General features: G+C 52.5%; 1 protein-coding gene. It reads right to left on the reverse strand.

Translation table 11 applies throughout. From position 1 onward, the window contains the following. Positions 1 to 236, reverse strand: a 236-nt coding sequence (locus HFD94_RS22865) for an RHS repeat-associated core domain-containing protein (protein ID WP_167433559.1), incomplete at both ends; no start/stop codon positions are given.

A 236-nucleotide genomic window follows, 5' to 3' on the forward strand; every position in this document is an offset into this window, starting at 1 on the left:
CGAGCAGCCTGTTTAACTGAAGAGAATGCACCTTTAGTCTTCCGTTGAAAATCATTCCATGCATTCTTACAACTCAAACCCCACGGATCCACCCAACCCAGCGCATTCGGCGCATACTGGTAGAGATTGATCCCGCCCGCCAGCCCTATCGGGTCCTGTTGGGTAAACCGTCCGCTGTCCGGGTCATAATAACGAAACAGATTGTAGTGCAGTCCGGTTTCCCGGTCCAGGTACTG

Source organism: Pantoea sp. EKM20T (genome assembly GCF_011800485.1).
GTDB classification, from domain to species: Bacteria; Pseudomonadota; Gammaproteobacteria; order Enterobacterales; family Enterobacteriaceae; genus Pantoea; species Pantoea agglomerans.